Origin of the sequence: Marinomonas rhodophyticola, assembly GCF_026113935.1 — a bacterium.
Classification (GTDB): Bacteria; Pseudomonadota; Gammaproteobacteria; order Pseudomonadales; family Marinomonadaceae; genus Marinomonas; species Marinomonas rhodophyticola.
The window spans coordinates 23848-40378 of record NZ_JAPEUL010000001.1; the positions used below are offsets into that span (position 1 = coordinate 23848).

Annotated in this window: 12 protein-coding genes and 3 pseudogenes; all 15 read left to right on the forward strand. The window is 43.2% G+C overall.

The window, feature by feature from the left end:
• The first annotated feature begins 10 nt into the window (after positions 1-10).
• The 15 genes and pseudogenes from tmk (at position 11) to ONZ52_RS00255 (ending at position 16363) form a co-directional block, all read left to right on the forward strand.
• Complete coding sequence (gene tmk / locus ONZ52_RS00195) at positions 11-649, forward strand: dTMP kinase (RefSeq protein WP_265216646.1); 639 nt, start codon at positions 11-13, stop codon at positions 647-649.
• Positions 650-1588, forward strand: coding sequence for a DNA polymerase III subunit delta' (gene holB / locus ONZ52_RS00200; RefSeq protein WP_265216647.1), 939 nt, complete (start codon positions 650-652; stop codon positions 1586-1588).
• A 7-nt stretch (positions 1589-1595) separates the two neighbouring features.
• Complete coding sequence (locus tag ONZ52_RS00205) at positions 1596-2408, forward strand: TatD family hydrolase (RefSeq protein ID WP_265216648.1); 813 nt, start codon at positions 1596-1598, stop codon at positions 2406-2408.
• A 188-nt stretch (positions 2409-2596) separates the two neighbouring features.
• The gene (locus tag ONZ52_RS25120; protein WP_428981140.1) at positions 2597-2962 is read left to right on the forward strand and encodes a hypothetical protein; all 366 of its coding nucleotides are present in this window, start codon (positions 2597-2599) and stop codon (positions 2960-2962) included.
• Positions 2908-3312, forward strand: a complete 405-nt coding sequence (locus tag ONZ52_RS25125) for a hypothetical protein (RefSeq protein ID WP_428981142.1) — start codon at positions 2908-2910, stop codon at positions 3310-3312. Before ONZ52_RS25120 ends, ONZ52_RS25125 begins: the two co-directional genes overlap by 55 nt.
• Positions 3290-5074 (forward strand): Lon protease family protein, encoded by a 1785-nt coding sequence (locus ONZ52_RS00210; RefSeq protein WP_428981141.1) that lies wholly within the window; start codon positions 3290-3292, stop codon positions 5072-5074. The genes ONZ52_RS25125 and ONZ52_RS00210 overlap by 23 nt, the downstream gene beginning before the upstream one ends.
• Before the next feature lie 454 nt (positions 5075-5528).
• On the forward strand, positions 5529-5960 hold the full coding sequence (locus ONZ52_RS00215) for a cytochrome b562 (RefSeq protein WP_265216649.1): 432 nt from the start codon (positions 5529-5531) through the stop codon (positions 5958-5960).
• Positions 5961-6021: 61 nt separating this feature from the next.
• Positions 6022-6375: a hypothetical protein gene (locus ONZ52_RS00220; protein ID WP_265216650.1), complete on the forward strand. Its 354-nt coding sequence runs from the start codon at positions 6022-6024 to the stop codon at positions 6373-6375.
• A gap of 115 nt (positions 6376-6490) precedes the next feature.
• Positions 6491-7551: pseudogene (locus ONZ52_RS00225) on the forward strand (AraC family transcriptional regulator).
• 148 nt (positions 7552-7699) lie between these two features.
• A complete protein-coding gene (locus ONZ52_RS00230) occupies positions 7700-9469 on the forward strand; it encodes an acyl-CoA dehydrogenase family protein (protein WP_265216651.1) in 1770 nt (589 codons plus the stop codon).
• A 98-nt stretch (positions 9470-9567) separates the two neighbouring features.
• Positions 9568-11217, forward strand: a pseudogene (locus ONZ52_RS00235) (electron transfer flavoprotein-ubiquinone oxidoreductase).
• A gap of 160 nt (positions 11218-11377) precedes the next feature.
• On the forward strand, positions 11378-11827 hold the full coding sequence (locus ONZ52_RS00240) for a YaiI/YqxD family protein (RefSeq protein WP_265216653.1): 450 nt from the start codon (positions 11378-11380) through the stop codon (positions 11825-11827).
• An 86-nt stretch (positions 11828-11913) separates the two neighbouring features.
• Positions 11914-13204: pseudogene (locus ONZ52_RS00245) on the forward strand (NAD(P)/FAD-dependent oxidoreductase).
• A 147-nt stretch (positions 13205-13351) separates the two neighbouring features.
• Positions 13352-13774, forward strand: a complete 423-nt coding sequence (locus ONZ52_RS00250) for a MerR family transcriptional regulator (protein ID WP_265216654.1) — start codon at positions 13352-13354, stop codon at positions 13772-13774.
• 9 nt (positions 13775-13783) lie between these two features.
• On the forward strand, positions 13784-16363 hold the full coding sequence (locus ONZ52_RS00255) for a heavy metal translocating P-type ATPase (RefSeq protein WP_265216655.1): 2580 nt from the start codon (positions 13784-13786) through the stop codon (positions 16361-16363).
• Positions 16364-16531: the final 168 nt, after the last annotated feature.

Consider the following 16531-nt stretch of genomic DNA (forward strand, 5'->3'; position numbering starts at 1 on the left):
GAGTGTTTGTATGAGAGGTAAATTTATTTCGCTTGAGGGTGGGGAAGGCAGCGGTAAAACAACTGCAATGCATTTTATCCGTGAGTGGCTAGAAGCACATAATGTTCCTTATATTATGACTCGTGAGCCAGGTGGAACGCCTCTAGCAGAAGACATTAGACAATTAATTCTAAGTCCTAGAGATGAGAAGGTGAATGATACCACGGAGCTATTGTTGGTTTTTGCGGCTCGTGCTCAGCACTTGGCTGAAAAAATACAGCCGGCTTTAGAAAAAGGCGTCTGGGTAATCAGTGATCGGTTCTTAGATTCCAGCTATGTTTATCAAGGTAAAGCCCGTGGTGGCGACATGGCGATGTTAGATCTTTTAGCTAACTGGGTGGTGGGCGACAATAAACCGGATGCGACCTTATTGTTAGATGTGCCTGTAGACTTGGGGCAAACGCGTGTTATACAGCGTCAACATCAAGATCGCTTGGATAAGGAGTCACTTGCCTTTCATCAAAAAGTCCGAGATGGCTTTCTTGAGCGTGCTAGTATGGATCCAAAGAGAATCAAAATTATTGATGCCAGCTTATCTTTACCCTTGGTACAACAACAAATAGAAGATCAACTATTGCGGTTAAGTGAAGCCTGGTCTGGTGCCGTCTAGATGTCAAATATTGCTCACTGGTTAATGCCTTGCTTGCAGCAAGTTCAAGTTTTAAAAAAGACCAATAGCCTATCGCATGCTTTATTAATAATGGGGGCTGATGGCGTAGGCCAAGAAGAGCTTGCCCGTGAGATGGTCAAAGACCTGATGTGTGAGCTTGATCAGGCAGCGGCATGTGGACAGTGTCATTCTTGTCAATTAATGCGTGCCGACACCCATCCTGATTTTCGTGTGTTGGATGGAGAGATTGGCAGTATTAAAGTAGACCAAGTACGTTTGCTGGTGCGACAAATAAGTCAAAAGCCTCAAGTAGGGCAAAATAAGGTTGTGCTCATTACTCACGCGCAAGCAATGAATATTAATGCCGCGAATGCCGTTTTGAAAGCGTTAGAAGAGCCAGCAGCACGAACGTATTTTGTGCTAACCAGTTCACAATCTACGAGTCTTTTACCAACAATTCGCAGTCGTTGTTTGTTGGTGAATGTCCCAACGCCAAACATTCAAGAAGTAAAGCAATGGCTTCTACAGCAGCCAGATGGAGAGGCGCTCAGCTCTCTTTTTTGGTTAACGACCCAGCCATTTCGTTTATTATCAATTCAACAGCAAGGCAAACTGTCATTGTATGCCAATTTGCCAAATCAATTGTCCGCTATGCTGCAGGGGACGGCTTCCATCAGCGACGTTTTAAAAGGTTTGGATAGCAATAATATTGAAGATTATTGCAATGGTTTGGCGGCGATACTGCATCAATGTATTTGCCACTCTACCGGTGCTCCGTTAGACGCAGCCTTGCAAGATATTTACATGGCATTAATCACACGTTTAGGCATTCATTCCTTGATGATGCGCTATCAAGCTTTACAAAAACTTAAGTCAGATCTTCAAAAAACCAATTTAAACCCCATAATGCAACTCACACATGAATTGAATCAATGGTAACCCAACTATGTTAATTGATACCCATTGCCATCTCGATATGCTGGATTTGGCACCTTACGACCACAAGATAAAAGCAGCCATTGATGCGGCGTATCATAAAGGCGTCAGACAATTACTGACCATTAGTGTTGATCTAAATAAAATGGATACCGTTCTCAGCTTTACTAAGCGTGCAGGCATTTATGCCAGTTGTGGTGTTCACCCTCTGCAAAGTGATGGGCTACTTACTGATGATGTTTTATTGCGTCAATATGCTAATGATCCAAAGGTCATTGCAATCGGCGAAACGGGCTTAGACTATTTTTATGAAGCGTCAGAACAGGCACATGATGCTCAAAAAGTCAGTTTCATCCATCACCTTCAAACGGCCGGTGAATTGGGACTGCCAGTCATAGTGCATACTCGTAATGCTAAACAAGACACTTTGTCGTTGATTCGACAATACGGTAATTCAGCTACCGCTGGTGTATTGCATTGTTTCACTGAAGACTACGAGATGGCCAAAGCGGCGTTAGATGAAAACTATTTGATTTCTATCTCTGGAATCGTCACTTTTAAAGCGGCTGATGAATTAAAGGAAACAGTCCGTAAGCTTCCTCTAGACGCGTTGATCATTGAAACCGATTCGCCTTATTTGGCTCCCGTGCCTTTTCGAGGTAAAAAAAATGAACCTAAGTATGTATCGGAAGTCGCTCAATACGTTGCTGACTTGAAAGGCATTCGATATGAAGCTTTATTAGAAGCCACGGCTGCGAACTTTCATCGTGTGTTCAGTAAAGTAAATCCTCAGCATCAAATACAGCTTGATGAGAATTCATGACATGCTTGTTGATTATTCATTCTGTTTTTTGTTAAGAACCACGATGATATTCATCTTGCGTATAGGCGAAGTGTCGTCAGAGTGTTAGTCTCAACGTATTGTATTCACTTAACATATTTGAAAGAAGAGTCTTATTCTTTCGCAGGCTTCACCTATAAAAAGCTTGTCAAACAAAAGGAAATCCATTGATGTCGAACATGGTTACCTCTCTACCGTATCACGCTCTTTCAGCCAAAGTGCCTTCAGACCATCTGAACTTCAAGACGTTAAATGACATTGAGCCACTTAATGGCATTTTAGGTCAAGAGCGTGCGGTTGAAGCAATTCAGTTTGGCGTGGCAATGCAACGTCCAGGTTACAATATTTTCGCCATGGGCGATTCGGGTACGGGTCGTTCGTCTTATGTGATGAGTTATCTTAGAAGCGAAGCGAAGCGTCGCCGGCACCAAATGAGTGGGCCTATGTTAACAACTTTACAGAAAGCCATCGTCCTAAAGCGATCGAGTTTGCTCCTGGTCAAGCGTCTGAGTTTGAAAAAGAGATTAGGGCTTTAATTGATGGCTTGATGGCCACATTTCCTGCGGCCTTTGAAAACCCTTCTTATCAGCAACAAAAAAGTGTTATTGACCGTGCCTTTAATGACCAATACGAAGCGGCGATTAACAAAGTCGAACGTGTCTCGGGCAAAATTGGCGTGGCCATGTTCCGCGATGCTTCTTCAGTGAGTTTTGCCCCTATGAAAGAGGGTAAAGCATTAGAGGAAAATGAATTTGCTTCTTTGACTGATGATGAGCGTGATGCGTTTCAAGAAGGCGTCTCAACGCTTGAGGGTCTGTTGAACGAAGAACTATTGGGGTTGCCTCAATGGAAACGTGCGACTTATGAGGCTCATTCGTCAGCTTAACCTAGATACGGTAAAAGAAGCACTTGACCCATTGATGTCTGGTTTGTTCGATAAATACCAAGATAATGCGGATATCAGTGCTTATCTAACCGCACTTAGAGAAGATCTAGACAAAACCATTATTGATCAGATGGCGGATGATAAAGCGTCTGAAAATCGTGACGAAGTAGGGCGTCGGCAGTTTTATGAAGAGCTTTATCTGCCGAATATTGCGATTACTCATAAACCAAATGGCGGGCAGCCAGTAGTCTATGAGCCTCATCCGACTTATCGTAATTTGTTTGGGCAAGTGGAGCACAGTAGCGATCAAGGCATGTTAGTTACTAACTATCGCTTGATTCGATCCGGTAGTTTGCATGCCGCCAATGGCGGTTATTTGATTTTGGACGCCGAAAAGTTATTGACAGACCATTATCTATGGGAAGCGCTAAAACGTGCCTTGAAAAGTAAAACCATCAAAATAGAGCACCCTTACGCAGACATGGGCTTGATGAATACTATGACCTTGTCGCCACAGAATTTGCCTTTACAGGTAAAAGTTGTGCTGATTGGTGCCCGTGATATTTATTACTTATTACAAGACGCAGACCCTGATTTTCAAGAAATGTTTCGTGTTCTAGTGGACTTTGACGATACGTTAAAGCGTTCAAAAGAATCTGAATTATCGTTTGCTCGTCTTATGAAAGATCGTGTAGACAAAGAAGAGTACGCCAATGTAACCCGCGATGGCGTTGCAGCGTTAATTGAATACAGCAGTCGATTGGCTGAACATCAAAGAGAGATGGCGGCAAAAATAGGTGATGTGTTTGAGTTATTGGGTGAAGCGGACTTTGTTCGTCAGATGGCGAAAGACAATGAAATCACGGCAGACCATATTGCTAGAGCACTAAAAGCCAAAAAACATCGCACCGGTCGTGTGAGCGAAAAGATCATCGAAGAGATTATTGAAGGGACTGTTTTATTAGAAAGCGATGGTTACGCTGTAGGTAAAATCAATGGCTTAACTGTGATGCAAATTGGCGACAGTAGCTTTGGTGCACCAGCGCGAATCTCAACCACGGTTTATCCTGGCGGAAAGGGGATTATCGATATAGAGCGAGAGTCAAATCTCGGTCAAAATATTCACTCCAAAGGCGTTTTGATTCTATCTGGATACCTTGGCAACAAATACGCTCAGCGTTTTCCTCTCGACATTTCCGCGTCAATTGCCATGGAGCAAAGTTATGGGTATGTGGATGGAGACAGTGCATCCACGGCAGAGCTTTGTTGCCTGCTGTCTGCATTAATTCAAGTGCCACTGCGTCAAGACCTTGCCATCACGGGATCATTAAACCAATACGGCGAAGTGCAAGCTATTGGTGGGGTGAATGAAAAAATTGAAGGTTTCTTTAGTGTTTGTAATGCTCGCGGTTTAACTGGGACGCAAGGGGTTATCATTCCTAAATCAAATGCCATTAATTTAATGCTAAGTGATGATATCGTTGACGCTGTTAAGGCGGGTCAATTTCATGTTTATGCGATTTCAACTGCTGACGAAGCCTTGCATCTTTTGACGGGAATCGAAGCGGGTACTGTCAACGAAGAAGGTGACTATCCAGAGGGGACTATCTCAGCCCGAGTGATTCAACGACTTGAAGAGATCTCTAAGCTTGGCGAAGAGGAGGATGAAGACGAAGAGGATGAAGAGGATTCAGAGGAAAATGCGGGGGATAAAAATAAAAAATCAGACAAACCAAAAAAGCCCGAGAAAGTGAAAAAATAACGAATGAATCAAAAAACTAATGCTTGCCATTGGTTCTTTTGATGATCTTAGGCTCGCATTTAGCATTGACTAGCGAATACACGGTGTAATAGAGGTCGTCTGCTTTGACATAAACATAGCTGGCGACTTCTTTGCGTTTGCTGGGTAAGTGATTTTTCAATACCCGTGCGGTTTTGAATGTTTTGCCGCCTAGGTATTTCTGTGCATTTTTATTCGCTTCTATTTTTGCGTCAAAGTCTGAGCACTCTGCAAATGTTAGGCTGCTTAAAAAAAGCCCACTAAAGTGAGTAATGTGTATTTGATTTTTAAAATAACCAACTCCTATGTGGCCTGCTGTTATTCATAAGCCTGAATAATACGCTAGACTATCGTTACAATAAAGTTGATGTTTTTTTTCAGAGAATGCTATTTTAAACAAAGCTTTGTTTACTATTTTGAATCAAAAGGTGTGTTTATGAAAAAGGGTCTTCTTGCTGCCACGATAGTGTCAATTTCTTGTTCATCCGCAGTGTTTGCCAATCAAGCTTGTGATGAAACGGTTTTGCACGGTTATATGGGGAATATCAAAGATGAAATGCAGGCTATGTCTTCAGATGTGAAGTCTGGTGACAATAAAGCCGCTGCACAACGAGTAAACACACTTATAACGTATTTTGAGAAATCTCGTGCGGAAACCCCATTTAAGTTTACATCTGAAAACTTGCAGGGCAACGAGTTGGCTCAACAAAAAGAAAAGTACACGAAAGTGGTTGACGACACGATTGTGATATTGAAAAACTTAGAAAATGCATTACAAGCTGATAATGCTAACGATGTTAGAAAATGGCTTGGTGAAGTGGGTGGTCAAAGAAAGATTGGTCATGGTGCTTTTAAAGCAAATTGCTAGCGCTGCTGGATGACCTAGAGTGAATTCACTGCTACAATGCGCGCGATAAAGAGAGGATATTATGGCTCGTGTTAAAAAATCGCGCAGTATGCGTGGCAAACTTGGTAAAACTGGTTCAAAAGAGATGATGAAAGAGCAAAATAAAGCTCGTAAGGCATCTCCGACTCGTCGTTTTGTAACCAAAAAAGCCAAGGAACGCAAAGAACAAGCGCACAAAAAACTTGAACGTCTAGGCTTACTGCCTGAAAAAGAAGTGGCTGCCGCTCCTGCGCGTCCACGTCGCTTTGTGTTCGTAAAGCCTGTTGATGAAAAAGCAGAACAAACGAAAATGCAAGCTCAGTCTAATAACATAGACAAAGACAGTGAAGATTTGTCACTAGATGAATTGTTATCTGCTTTTACTGAAGAAAAGTAAGTAAAAAAGCGTAAAATAAAAAAAGGCTGCTTATGCAGCCTTTTTTTATACTAATTTTTTGTTTAGTTTTATAGGCTTGCAACATAATAAGAATCTGTCTTACAAGGTGAGTAATGTGAAAGCTTCTGTGCCAATGTCGAGTGTTCGTTATCTCTTAAAAGCTGTTGAAGAGCAAGGACTAGATCGCCAAGCTGTATTGGCCAGTTTAGACATCACGCAAGATGAAATAGAACAAAGTGATGCTTTTCCTGCTTATCGCTACGGAATGCTGTATCAAAAAATTATGTGGCTTATGCAGGATGAGTCTTTTGGTATGCTCAGTGGCGGTAAAGTACCCAATGGCACATTTAGGATGATGTGCCTTTGTATTATTCATGCTAGAAGTTTGGCGCATGCTTTATATCGATGCAGTGATTTTTATGAAATTTGTCGGGGGCCAACGGTGAAGCCTGTTTTGATCAAAAAAGGCCGCTTTGCCATGGTCACTTTTGCGCCTTTAGATTCGTCACCTGCTGATATTGATAGGTTGGTTGTCCCTGAATCGAAGGAACAACTTAGAACCACACTGTCTATGTGGCATCACTTTATCTGTTGGTTGATTGGTCGTCGCTTGAATTTAAAAGCCGCGTACTTTACCAGTGAGCGTCCTGATGATGTCGAATATTACAAAACCCTATTTCAATCTGAAGTAAAGTTTAATCAACATGCCAATGCCCTAGTGTTCCCTGCCAGTTATCTCGATATGCCGATTGTGCAAACCGAAGACAGCTTAAGAGGCTTTTTGAAAACCGCCCCTTATCAACTTCTGGTGATGGTGGAAAATGACAACAGTCTTAAATCTCAAGTCATGGCCATGTTAGGAAAGGATTTCTCTCGTGAGATGCCCAGTGCGGAAGAAGTCGCCAGTGCACTTAATATGAGTGTGTCCACGTTAAGGCGCCGCTTGAATGATGAAAAGACCTCTTATCAACATATTAAAGACGATTGTCGAAAGGAAGCGGCCATTACTTATATGAATGCGCCTCAACTTAGCATCAATGATATTGCCGCCTTAATGGGCTTTGATGAACCCAGTGCTTTTTTCGATCCTTCAAAAAATGGACAGGTTTGACACCAGGAGAATATCGAAAAAGTGAGGAATACTTGAAATTCGGTAAGGCGATGAAACGCCTATGAACTCTGCGTTCTTGTTTGTCTTTACAAGAGGTTGATTGTATTTGTTAGAAATATAGGTCTGAATTGTTATTGAGAAATTTGCCATCTTTTACCATTCTGATAAGAGCGTTTTCTAGATCCGCTCGGATAAACAATCGGAGAATAAAAAATGAGCGAATACAAATACCCATTTAATGACATTTTATTCAGTCTACAGTCTGTCGCTCAAATAGAGCGTTTGACTCCTTATTTACATGATACGGTTGACGATAGTCTATTAGAAGCCATTCTTGAGGAAGCGGGAAAGTTAGCAGAACAAGTCATTGCGCCAATCAATGCTAGTGGTGACAAAGAAGGTTCTAGGGTGGAGTCAGGTGAGGTCATTGAAGCCAAAGGCTTTAAAGAAGCGTTCAAAGCATATGCTGACGGTGGCTGGATTGGCCTTTCAGGAGACCCGGAATACGGTGGACAAGGCCTACCGTCGTATATTGCTACCGCGGTTAATGAAGGCGTTCAGGCGGCTAACCTAGCCTTTTCACTTTGTCCTTTGCTGAGCATGGGAGCGATAGAAGCCATTAGTCAACACGCCAGTGAGATACTGAAGAATCGCTATTTGCCTAAAATGTTAGCGGGTGAATGGGCAGGGACTATGAATTTGACCGAGTCCTCTGCTGGCTCAGACCTTGCCGCTATTGCCTGCAAAGCGATTCCTGATGGCGATGTATTTCGTATAAAAGGGCAAAAAATCTTTATCACTTGGGGTGATCATCAGATGAGTGACAACATCATTCATTTGGTATTGGCTCGCTTGCCAAATGCACCTGAGGGAGTGAAAGGTATTTCTTTGTTCATCGTGCCAAAATTTCTCTTAGATAATCAAGGTGAACCTGCTGAGCGTAATGACGTTCATGTCGTGTCGGTTGAGCACAAGATGGGAATTCATGCATCACCCACTTGTGTGATGAGCTTTGGAGATAAAGAAGGCGCTGTTGGCTATCTTGTTGGCAAAGAAAACGATGGTATTAAAGCCATGTTCACTATGATGAACAATGCAAGACAAGGCGTTGGCTTACAAGGTTTGGCCATTTCTGAACGAGCTTATCAGCAAGCTCTTGCTTATGCGATTGATCGTAAACAAGGCATGAATGCAAGTCGTACTGCTCGGGCAGCGATTATTGAACATCCTGACGTACTGCGTATGTTGATGACCATGAAGTCACAAATTGATGCGATGCGTTCTCTTATTTATGTGGCCGCTGTCGAAAACGATTTGTCGCATTTTGCAACGGGTGAGGTACAAAAACAGGCCGTGATAAGAACCGCTTTGTATACGCCTATTGTTAAGGGATGGATCACTGAGCAAGCTCAAGAAATAACATCCTTGGCCATTCAAGTGCATGGTGGAATGGGCTTTATTGAAGAAACTGGCGTGGCCCAACATGCTCGTGATGCCCGAATTTTGCCCATTTATGAAGGTACCAATGGCATTCAAGCTATTGATCTCATTGGTCGCAAACTGCATTCTGATAAGGGCGAAGGGATGATGTCATTGCTCGCTGACATCGAATCCGAATTAACACACTGGCAAGCAACAGACATGGCGCCGTATGCGGAAAAAGTGACTGTAATGCTGGAGCAAGCTAAAGCCGCTACCCAATCTTGTTTAGAGGCTATGCAAGAAGATCCTGTTTTGGGAACGGGCTTAGCGTATCCTTACATGATGTTAATGGGCTATCTGATTGGTGCCTGGTTGCAAATGAGAGCTTTGCATGCCGTGCAAGGTAATAATAAGCTTGATGATGTGCAAAAAGCTTCATGGCAACATTCGGTAGGCTTTTACTGTGATCATGTATTGCCTCGTGCTTTTGGTTATGCCCATGAAATAAAGTTTGGCAAGACAACTGTTGACAAACTAAACAAAAATGCTTTCAATCGATAAAAAGCATGACACGAAGAGACCTTTGTATTGCGTATTGAGCAAGGTCTTTTATAAGAAAGAATGCCTTAAAATAAAAATGTATCCGATAGGGAGGCAATATGACAGATAGAGACGTTATGGAGTTTGATGTTGTGATCGTGGGGGTGGCCCAGCAGGGCTGTCTGCAGCGTGTCGCATTATGCAAAAAGCCAAAGCCGAAGAAAAAGAGATCAGTGTGTGTTTGGTTGAGAAAGGTTCTGAAATAGGCGCTCATATTCTATCTGGTGCTGTCGTTGATCAAAAAGCCTTAGCTGAATTATTCCCTGATTGGCAAGCTATGGGGGCACCGTTAAACACTAAAGTGAATCAAGATGAGCTTTACTGGTTACATTCAGACAGCGCAGCCAAGCAGCTGAGTCACTGGATGATTCCTAAAACCCTTCATAATGACGGCAATTATATCATTAGCCTTGGTAATTTGTGTCGTTGGCTTGCAGAGCAAGCAGAGGCATTGGGTGTGGAGATTTTTCCTGGCTTTTCGGCGGCTCATCTTGCCTATGATGAAAGTGGTAAAGTCGAAGGTATTATTACTGGTGACATGGGATTGGCTGAAGACGGTTCAGAAAAAGACGGCTTTATGCCTGGTATGCTACTAAAAGCAAAATACACACTTTTGGCAGAAGGCTGCCGAGGTCATTTGGGCAAAGAGCTGATTGCTCGATTTGCCTTAGACGAAGACAAAGCCCCACAGCATTACGGCCTTGGCATTAAAGAGTTATGGGATGTGCCAGAGGCTCAGAGCAAGCCAGGTACGGTTATTCATACAGCGGGCTGGCCGTTAGGAAATGAAGCCGGTGGTGGCGGTTTTTTATATCACTTAGAGAATAATCAAGTGGTTGTGGGTTTGATTGTTGACTTGAATTATAAAAATCCTTACTTGAGTCCCTACGATGAATTTCAAAAATATAAGCATCATCCGATTATTGCGGAACATTTAAAAGGTGCCAAACGTGTGTCTTACGGAGCGCGTGCTATAGCAAAAGGTGGCTGGGCGTCGTTACCTAAAATGAGTTTTCCAGGCGGCCTAATGATTGGTTGTGATGCTGGCACACTAAATCCTGCAAAAATTAAAGGCACGCATACCGCCATGAAGAGCGGTATGGTAGCAGCGGAAAATGTTTTCGATGCATTACAAGCTGAAACACCGGTAGCCGATTTGGTTCAATTCAGTGATGCTGTGCGCAATTCATGGTTAGGAAAAGAATTACAGCAAGCCCGTAATTTTGTTCCTGTAATGCACAAAATGGGCACATTCTGGGGCGGGGCTTACAACTGGCTAGATCAAAACTTTTTTGCTGGCGGTTTGCCTTTTACCTTTAATGATATGACGCCCGATTATGCTTGCTTGGAGCCTGCAGAGAAACATGTTGCGCCAGATTATAAAAAACCAGACGGTTTGTTAAGCTTTGACAAGCTCTCATCGGTGTTTTTATCAAATACCAACCATGAAGAAAATCAACCTTGTCATTTGAAGCTAAAAGATCCGACTATTCCGATTCAAAGCAACCTTCCCAAATATAATGAAGTCCGCTCAGCGTTATTGTCCGGCAGGCGTTTATGAAGTCGTAGAGTCAGCTAACGAGACGATTTTTCAAATCAACTCACAAAATTGTATTCACTGTAAAACCTGCGATATCAAAGATCCAGCACAAAATATAACTTGGGTAACCCCAGAAGGGGCAGGCGGTCCAAATTACCCTAATATGTAATTTTGTAGGCAGGCCCAACTAAGGCTACGGCATTTATGGAAACGCCAATTCAGCTTTTTAAGCAAACGGATCACTTATATGTGCTCCGTTTGTTCTTATTCACCACTGGATTTCACTCTCTGGCTGTTTAATAATGGTACCCTACAAAAAGGGGAACACTATGCGCCTTTGGGTCGATGCCGACGCCTGTCCAAATGTTATCAAAACCATTCTTTTCCGTGCTGCTGAACGTGTGCAAATTCCTTGTATCCTTGTCGCAAATCAAGCGATTGCAGTCCCTCCCTCTAAATGGATTGAACGACGAGTAGTAAGCTCAGGTTTTGACGTCGCCGATAATTATATTGTCGACAATATTGATGCTCAGGATTTGGTCATCACAGCAGATATCCCTTTAGCGTCTGAGGTGATTGAAAAAGGTGCTTTGGCTATTAATCCTCGGGGGGAGCTGTATACCAAAGAAAACATTAAACAACGTTTGGGTATGCGAGATTTTATGGAACAGATGCGCTCTTCAGGTGTTCAAACAGGCGGCCCGGCAACCTTTAGTCAGCAAGACAGAATGGCTTTTGCTAATACGTTAGACAAGCTGTTGGCACAAAGAGTCAAATAGCCGTATTTTTAACAGAAACCTTGTGCAATCTGGAAAGGGCTTGTTGAGCGTTTTCCAGATTATTCAACATTTATAGGTGGTTTTATATGAAAAAAATCGTGGTGGTTGGTGGTGGAGCAGGAGGTTTGGAACTCGTCACGAAATTGGGGCATTCCTTTGGCAAAAAACGCCAAGCGGACATCGTTCTGATTGACAGAAGCCAGACCCATATCTGGAAGCCGTTATTACATGAAGTGGCAACCGGTTCTTTAGACATCAACAATGATGGTGTGAATTATAGAGTCCCATGCTGCCAAGCACCATTATCAGTTCCAACTAGGAACTTTAATGGCGGTTGATCCTGAAGCGAAGACTTTAACATTAGACTCTCTGTCGGATGACATGGGACACATAGTGTTACCCGAACGTACGATTTCTTATGACATTCTTGTTATGGCTGTGGGCAGTGTCAGTAATGATTTTGGTACGCCTGGTGTGTCCACTCATTGTTATTTTCTCGATTCTCACAAACAAGCAGAACGCTTTCAGCAAGCTTTGCTGAACCAATTCTTACGGGTTCACCAAGAAGGCACCGATGCGAAGCTAAAGCTGGCCATTGTCGGTGGTGGTGCGACGGGGGTGGAATTATCTGCTGAGTTGTTTCATGTGGCCGATATGCTAAAAGCTTATGGTATGCCGGAAATGTCAGGGAAACGTGTCAATATTCAACTGATTGAAGCGGGTCCACGAATTTTGCCGGCATTGCCAGATCGTATTGCGGCTTTAGCAACGAAAGAGTTACTTCGTTTAGGCGTAACCGTCAGTAAAAATACTCGGGTTGTTCGGGCTTACGATGGCGGTTTTCAGACGGCGGATGAGACCAATATTGAAGCCGATCTTATGATCTGGGCTGCAGGAGTAAAAGCACCGGATTTTGTTGCTCGAATAGAAGGTTTTGAAACCACTCGAAATAACCAGATTTTGGTCAAGGGAACATTGCAAACGACAGGGTTTGATAATATCTATGTGATTGGTGACTGTTGTGCTTGTAAGCAGGCTGATGGCTCGTTTGTTCCACCACGTGCTCAATCTGCTCATCAAATGGCATCTTTGGTCTTTGACAATATTAAAGCGTCTTTTTTGAGCGAACCACTGAAAGAATACACCTATAAAGATTATGGTTCTTTGGTGAACTTAAGCCGTTACAGTACGGTGGGTAATCTAATGGGCAACCTTATGGGGGTACCGATGTTTATTGAGGGACGTATTGCACGCTTTGTGTATGTTTCTTTATACCGCCTACATCTTATTGCGATTCATGGTTGGTTTAAAGCCACGGTGATTATGGCTGCTCAAAAGATTGGCAAGGTGGTCAAACCAAAGCTCAAATTGCATTAAATTACCGACCATGTACTGGATTTAATAGAAACCGAGACGTGATCTCGGTTTTTTTTCATTTAATTTTCCGATGCCTTGACCTGTGTGCTACCCATAGGTTCTACACTTTGTTAATTGTTTGGCTAGTTTGTTTTCAAAGGAGTTCATATGCGAGTAAGTGAGCTGGCTCATAAAGCCAATGTTACGGCTGAAACCGTGCGTCATTACACAAGGTTAGGGCTGATCCAAGCTGAACGCGATGCTAATAATGGTTACCAGATCTACGACAAGCTGGCTTTGCAGCGATTAGTTTTTATTCGTCAAGCCAGTGAATTAGGGTTTAGCTTAAAGCAAATAGAAGACATTTTTCAGCAATCAGACAGCGGCGATTCGCCTTGCCCGATGGTGAGAGATTTGTTGCAGAAAAAAGTGCCTGAAACCAAGCTGAAAATAGCCCAATTACAAGCCCATCTGCATAAAATGGAAAAAGCTTTAGAGACGTGGGAAGACATGCCAGATGGAAATCCCAATGGTCACTCCATTTGTTGTTTGATTGAAGATTGGCAAGAAAAAGCAACGCATGATGAATAGGTATCGAGGATGAATACGAAAGATCAAGAAAGCAAAGATACTGCTATTAAGGCATTAGAGCTCAGCGTATCAGGCATGTCATGCCAAGGGTGTGTGTCGAAAGTTCGTAAGCAAATTCAGCAGCAAAGCCCAGAAGCTGTTGTTACAGGCAACCCAAAAGAAAACTCACTTTTGGTGACCTCCGATCTTTCTTTGGCTGCAATAGAGGCCATAGTGGCAGAAGCGGGTTACCAATCGTTTGGCTTGTTAGATAAAAATGAGCAAGCTCAATTAAATAACAATCAACATACCGATGTGACCGAATCAGAACCTGATATTGACAAAGCAGAGCGCTTGGAGTTGGCGACACATTATCAGTTGGCTATTGCTGGTATGACTTGTGCTGGCTGTGTTAATTCTGTGCAAAAAGCACTTACCCATGCTGATAAGGTCTTATCTGCAGAAGTGAATTTCGCTAATCATACTGCGCAGGTAACGACTTTTGGTTCAGTGGAGACACTCATCCAAGCCGTCGCCGATGCTGGTTATCAGGCTAGCCTCGTGGTTGATGCTGACAAAAGTGAAGTTGACCGTGACCAAAGAGAGTTAGAAGAATATCAATATAAGCGTAAGTCGTCAGTTTTGGGGTTAAGCCTAGGTATACCTTTAATGTTATATGGTGTGTTTGGCGGAAGCATGGCTGTGAGCACGCTCACCGATAGGGCTATCTGGTTTTGCATTGGGCTTATTACGCTGTGGATTATGGTTCGTGCTGGTAAACATTATTTCCGTGGTGCGTGGAAAGCCTTTGGTTTACATCAGGCTAATATGGATATGTTAATTGCATTGGGAACCGGATGCGCTTGGCTATATTCCATGCTTGTGGTGATCATGCCAAGTTGGTTACCAGAAAATACCCAGCATTTGTATTTTGAAGCGGCGGTTATGATCATAGGCTTAATTAACCTTGGGCAAGCATTGGAATTACGGGCACGTCGTAAAACCAGTCAAGCTCTTCATCGGTTATTAGATCTTAGACCAAAAATGGCAACTCGAATTGAAAATGGGGTTGAATCACGGGTTCCCGTTGCCGACATTAAGTTAGGTGATATTTTACGCGTACGTTCCGGTGACAGTATTGCGGTGGATGGAGAAGTTGTAGAGGGCTTATCAACGGTAAATGAGTCCATGTTGACAGGAGAAGCCGCGCCCATTGAAAAACAGCCTGGCAGCTTGTTATCCGCTGGAACGATTAATGGTCAAGGCAGCCTGCTCTTTAAGGCAACTCGAATAGGTTCAGACACCTTGCTGGCACAAATTATTACTATGGTGAGTAAAGCGCAAGGCTCCAAACCGCCTATTAGTGTGTTGGCTGATAAAGTGTCCTCTATCTTTGTTCCGAGTGTGATCATCATCGCTATTTTAACGGCATTGGCTTGGTTTAATTTTGCGGAAGAGGCCGTTTTTTCATACATGCTGGTTACCAGTATTTCCGTATTAATTATTGCTTGTCCTTGTGCTCTGGGGTTAGCGACGCCTATATCAACCATGATAGGGATTGGAAAGGCCGCAGAATATGGCGGTTTGATTCGTAATGGCGATGCGCTACAGCGAGCAAGTGAGTTGACGGTGGTAGTACTGGATAAGACGGGAACCATTACAGAAGGCAAGCCTAAAGTGGTCGATCAGATAATGGCTGAGCACGCTCAAAAAGATTTTGTGGCGGAATTAGTTACCATGCTTGAAGCGCGGGCGAATCACCCTTTGGCTGATGCTTTGCTGCAACACTGCCAGTTGACTCGAGATAGTAATAGCTCAATGAAGCTTGATCATTTTGAATCAATGATTGGTTTGGGAGTGAAAGGCCATGTTAAGGGAAGGACGTATTATCTCGGTAATGAGCGCCTCATGAAAGAAAAGGGGATTCACCTTGAGCTGGACGAAGTGAACAGCCAATATAAGGGATGCACTCGTGTTTATCTTGCAGATGATACCTCTTTATTATCGATTTTCTATATTGAAGACCCAGTTAAGAGAGGCATGAAAGATGCCATCACTAGCTTTAAAGAACAAGGGTTAAAAGTCATTATGTTGACAGGAGACAACCCTGAAACGGCGGCGTCGGTAGCAGAAGCTGTCGGTATCGAAGACTATCATGCGCAGTTAATGCCAGATGATAAGCTAAACTGGGTTAAGACACTTCAAGCTCAGGGCGAAGTGGTTGGTATGATTGGTGACGGTATAAATGATGCTCCTGCTTTGGCTCAAGCTGATGTCGGTTTTGCTATGGGGGCTGGTACCGATGTTGCTATGGAAAGCGCAGACATCACGTTAATACACAGCGATTTAAAAAGTGTCGCTAACGTGATTCAAATCAGTAGGGCGACGTTAAGAAATATCAAACAGAATTTGTGGGGCGCATTTGCGTACAACACTTTAGGTATACCAATTGCCGCTGGGATTTTGTTTCCTTTGACAGGCTGGTTGTTAAGCCCTGTCATCGCTGGAGCGGCCATGTCTTTATCATCGGTTACCGTGGTGACCAATGCCAATCGACTCAGACTGTTCCGTGTATCATCGTCTACAGATAAAATGGAGGATAAAATATGAGCACACTCATTAACCTTGTGGGCGTTTTACTCATTGTGTTTGTTGTTTACTGGTTTTGGTGGCCGAAAAAGCGCAGTAAGTGACGGGACTCAATTCTCCCTATGACCGATGAGCTAGGCAATTAGCAGGGAAATTTGCCTACGTTTACGGTAAAATGCGGTTTCTTTG